The organism is Frankia canadensis, from assembly GCF_900197875.1.
In the GTDB taxonomy this organism is placed as follows: Bacteria; Actinomycetota; Actinomycetes; order Frankiales; family Frankiaceae; genus Frankia; species Frankia canadensis.
In genome coordinates this window covers 1-3,991 of record NZ_FZMO01000313.1, presented here as the reverse complement: position 1 = coordinate 3,991, position 3,991 = coordinate 1, and the positions used below count along the sequence as shown (strand labels likewise).

The following is a 3,991-nucleotide window of genomic DNA, read 5'->3' as shown; positions in this document are numbered from 1 at the left end:
TCCTCGAGCTCCGGCTCGACGCTGATTCTCAACGCGCACACGCTCCATAGGTCGACGCCCGGCCCGCGGCGCTGGGCAGGGCATGGGCCATGTGGCAGAAACGTACTGGCAGCCAGATTGGCGAGCAATCGAAACCGCTGCCACCCGCGGACCCGCCAGACCCGGCGGACGGTGTCAGACGGCGTGGTGGGCGTCGAGCAGAGTGGTGGCCAGTGCGTCGGCCCAGACCTGCCCGGGCGGGTCGGAGTCGTGGATCTGGCGGAGATCTCCGAGTAGGTGGGCACCGCACCAGGCGTGCAGGGCGCCGGTCAGGTGGGCGTAGCCGCCGTAGCCGTCCCGGACGAGGACACCGGTGAAGGTGGGCCGGACCCCGCCGGCGTCGATCGTGGCGGCTGAACGGTCCCCGACGTGCATCACGGTCAGGTAGTCGGGCACGCCACGTGCAGGTAGCGCAGGCCACCGTCGGCGCGGGCGGTGGTCTCGTCTGCGTGCGCGCAACCGGTCAACCGAGCTGAACAGGTACGCCGGCCGCGTGTTGTTCCGTGCGCCGCCGCATTACTCGGCCTGCGTCGCGATGCCCGCCATCACAGCGTCCGCCACGGACGGCAGCGTCGGCCTGGCCGGCGGCTGTTCGTCAGCGGGTCCGGCTACCGCGGAGACGAGGATGACATCGACGCCGTTCGCGGCGAAGAGGACGTTCCACCGGCCCGAGGAATCTATCGAGTAGGTGAGCGCCGGATATCCGTCGACGTTCGACGAGGACACCTGCGAAACATTACTCGGCCCGCCGTGCCCGATGGCGGCACACTGCCGCACCGCCTGCCGGAGCGCGTCGAGGAGCTTCGACGCGGAGGCAGCGGTGGAGAACTGCAGTATCTCGGTCGTGTAGTACTACAGTCGCAGTGGTCCTGCGGTGGTAGCTGTTGGTATGGTTTTTCGTTGCGTGGTACGGATCCGGGTTTGGTAGTGGTAGCAGCGGCCGAGTGCCTGGTGGCTGCGGCGCCAGTCTGACCACCATGTGATCAGGGCGGGTGGGGTGAGGGCCTGCGCGAACAGGGCGATGATGTGGCGGAGCTCGTTGAGGGTGAGCGGGATCATCGTGTGTCGGTCTGGTTTCGGTGGTTCGTCGATGGGGAGACCGGCCGGATGGGGCTGATATCCCACGGCGGTGGTTTCTGGTGGGATGGCTGGTGGGTGTTCTTCGCGGTGTCTTTGGGCGGTGACGGCGAGCCAGGCGTGCGCGACGATCGCGAGGGTGATATGCCGGTACCAGGCGTGGTATCGGCGGACCTGGTAGTGGTCAAGGCCGACTTCGTTCTTCGCGGACTCGAAGCATTCTTCGATTCCCCAGCGTCGCCCTGCAACGGTGATCAGCATGGCGAGTGGAACCGGGTGTGGACTGTTGGTGAGAAAGAAGGAGAGGTCTTTTCGTTCAGTGCGTGAACGGCGGGTGAGAACCTGCTGGGGATGATTGTCAGGGCCGTCGAATTCACGGGTGTCGACCAGCGCCCAGTCGTATAGCCGGGGTCCTTTTGTGCCGTCGGCGCAGGAGTATGTTTCCCAGGCGTGCGCGGGAACTTTCGCCGCGAGGGCGTTGACGCGGCGACGGCCGACGGCTGTGGTGACCATGGCGTCCCGTTTGACGGCGAGGACATAGCCGATCCGGTGTTCTACGAGCCAGTCGCGTAGTTCCGGGTCAGCGCCGTACACCTCGTCGCCGGCGACCCAGCTGATCGCCCGGTGCGCCAGCCAGAACCGGCGGATCATGTCCAGTGCCAGCAGCGGCTTCGTCGCGAATCCCCGCCCGGGTGGAATGCCTGCGTCCGCGCACCGCGGCCGGTTTTCGGTCCAGCTGTCGGGAAGGCACAGTTCCCGGTCAACCAAAGCCCGCCCTTTTCCGGAGACATATGCGGCGAACACGCCGAGTTGACAGTTCTCGACCCGCCCAGCGGTGCCGCTGTACCGCGTTGCACACCCGCGGACTCCGTTCCTTTCTTGACGAAGCCGGTTTCATCGATCACCAAAACCCCACCCGCCTCGGTGAGGTTCTCCACGACGTACGAGCGGACGACGTCGGCTACCGCATCCTCATCCCAGGCGGACTCGCTCAACAGTCGCTGCATCTTGTGCGGACCGAGGTCCTGGTTGAACTCGGCGAGCGTCCACCCGTTCTTCCGCTCCGTCCGAGGCAACAAGCCCGCCACATACGCCCGTGCCTGCACGCGCGTCTGATCATTCCGGAAACAGTCAGCTAAGCGGCCGAACAGCTCCTCCAGCTCCGCATCCCACACCACGGCGTCCATCTCGGATAGGCTACCCGTCGCGGCCACCGCCGCATCCTCATGTGTATTCACAAACCATGGAGAATCACGCGGTGGCCGCCCCACGCAACCCGGCATGCCGCACCCGCGGAAAAGGACCACACGGCAGCCACTGGGGCTGTAGTACTAATACTCCAGCCCGACTTTTGTGACCCACGACATCCCGATCGTCGACTTCGCAAGGGGACAGCGGAAAGACGAGGTGATGCACGAACACCTCAAGGACTTCACCGGCACCGAGGGGGTGATGTTCATCGGCCGGGCGCAGGAGAAGACCCCACTGTTCCGGACGGAGAAACGCCGCGACACCGAGGGGAAAACCTATCCGTGGATCGTGAAGACCACCGGGGTGGTCAACCACTTCTACTTCTACTGCGTCGATGACGGCTTCGGCCCGTTCTTCCTCAAGTTCTGCTCCTACTTCCCCTACAACGCCAAGCTGTGTCTGAACGGGAACCACTGGGCGCAACGGCAGGCCACCAAGGCGGGGATCGGATATGTCCCGATGGACAACGCGTTCGCCGCGGTCGACGACCCGGCCGGTCTTCAGACGATCTGTGACCGGCTCGGCCCCGACCAGATCGACGGGCTGCTCCGCAAGTGGATCGCGATCCTGCCCCACCCCTTCACTCCCGACGACCGTGATGCCGGCTACCGCTACGACATCTCGGTCCTGCAAGCCGAGTTCTCCCTGACCCAGACCCTCGACCGACCCCTGTCCGGACGGATCTTCTTCGAACAGGTCATCCGGGACAACCTCGACATCGGCCGTCTTTTCTTAAAAATCTTGACAAGTTCCGCCGGGATTGACCGGCTCCGAGCCGGCAGGATGTCAGAAAGCCAAAACATTCCCGTACCTTCCTTGCGTCGGAAGAAGTCCACCATCTCGGTGTTGTTCTCGTGGCGGCGTGCGGCCGGAACGCTGATGGCGTCCATTCCCTGGGACATGAGGCGACCATTCATCATGTAGCGGGCGGTGCGCTTGTTGCCGTCGTAGTAGAACTACTGAAGCGAGGCGAAGAGAAAATAGCCGATCGCCTGCTCGAACTCGGCGTCGATCTCGGCGGAGAGGAACTCCAGCCCCAGAGAGAGGATGCGACGCAGGTTCTCGCCACCGCGTTCGGTAGGCGGGTGGCAGGTAGCGACCATGCTGTCCGAGGCTGACGCCGGCGGTGCGAGGCCCTCCTTGTCCTCGACAGCAAGAGCACCACAGATCGGGCACGCGGGCCCGGAGGATCCCGCCGCGGCTCCCTCCACGCCGCTGCGGACAAGGGCGTGGCCACGCACATCCGCCATCACCACCCGACCTACATCACCGCAGCTGGCGTCCGTCACCTATCCTGTCGTGGCGGCGCGTACCCGTTCGATGGACCGGAGCGTGAGAGCGGGGAGGGGATGCCGCAGGTCGTCCTCCAGCCATTCGGTCACGGCAACGACCAGAACCGCGTTGGCCACCCAGGTGAGGGCCAGCCGGTCGGCTTCGTCGATGGCGGCGGGGTGGCGGTGGGCGAGTTCGCTGGCAATGACGGCCCTGTGGGTCTCCATTATTTCAAGCGTGTAGGTGGCGAGCTCTGTACTCGAGGCCATGATCGCCATTCTGAGGGTGACGTTCTCGCGGTCCCGCTGCAGAATCTCGGCGAAGCCGATGAGCGTGGGTTCCAGCGCGCGAA

4 protein-coding genes and 2 pseudogenes are annotated in these 3,991 nt (G+C 65.0%); 1 reads left to right on the top strand and 5 read right to left on the bottom strand.

The window, feature by feature from the left end; genetic code table 11:
- Window positions 1-180: 180 nt before the first annotated feature.
- From C1A33_RS21855 to C1A33_RS21845, 3 genes and pseudogenes are all read right to left on the bottom strand, one after another.
- Window positions 181-494: pseudogene (locus C1A33_RS21855) on the bottom strand (IS66 family transposase); the annotation flags it as partial.
- Window positions 495-555: 61 nt separating this feature from the next.
- Window positions 556-765: a hypothetical protein gene (locus C1A33_RS21850; RefSeq protein ID WP_101833258.1), complete on the bottom strand. Its 210-nt coding sequence runs from the start codon at window positions 763-765 to the stop codon at window positions 556-558.
- 126 nt (window positions 766-891) lie between these two features.
- Window positions 892-2,303 (bottom strand): annotated as a pseudogene (locus C1A33_RS21845) (IS701 family transposase).
- A gap of 166 nt (window positions 2,304-2,469) precedes the next feature.
- Here C1A33_RS21845 and C1A33_RS21840 point away from each other — a divergent pair.
- Complete coding sequence (locus tag C1A33_RS21840; protein WP_243407806.1) at window positions 2,470-3,291, top strand: hypothetical protein; 822 nt, start codon at window positions 2,470-2,472, stop codon at window positions 3,289-3,291.
- A gap of 32 nt (window positions 3,292-3,323) precedes the next feature.
- On the opposite strand, the gene C1A33_RS36910 is transcribed toward C1A33_RS21840, so the two are convergent.
- A complete protein-coding gene (locus C1A33_RS36910) occupies window positions 3,324-3,617 on the bottom strand; it encodes a hypothetical protein (RefSeq protein WP_243407805.1) in 294 nt (97 codons plus the stop codon).
- 39 nt (window positions 3,618-3,656) lie between these two features.
- A partial coding sequence (locus C1A33_RS35140) for an acyl-CoA-like ligand-binding transcription factor (protein WP_165818523.1) occupies window positions 3,657-3,991 on the bottom strand: 335 nt, incomplete at its 5' end.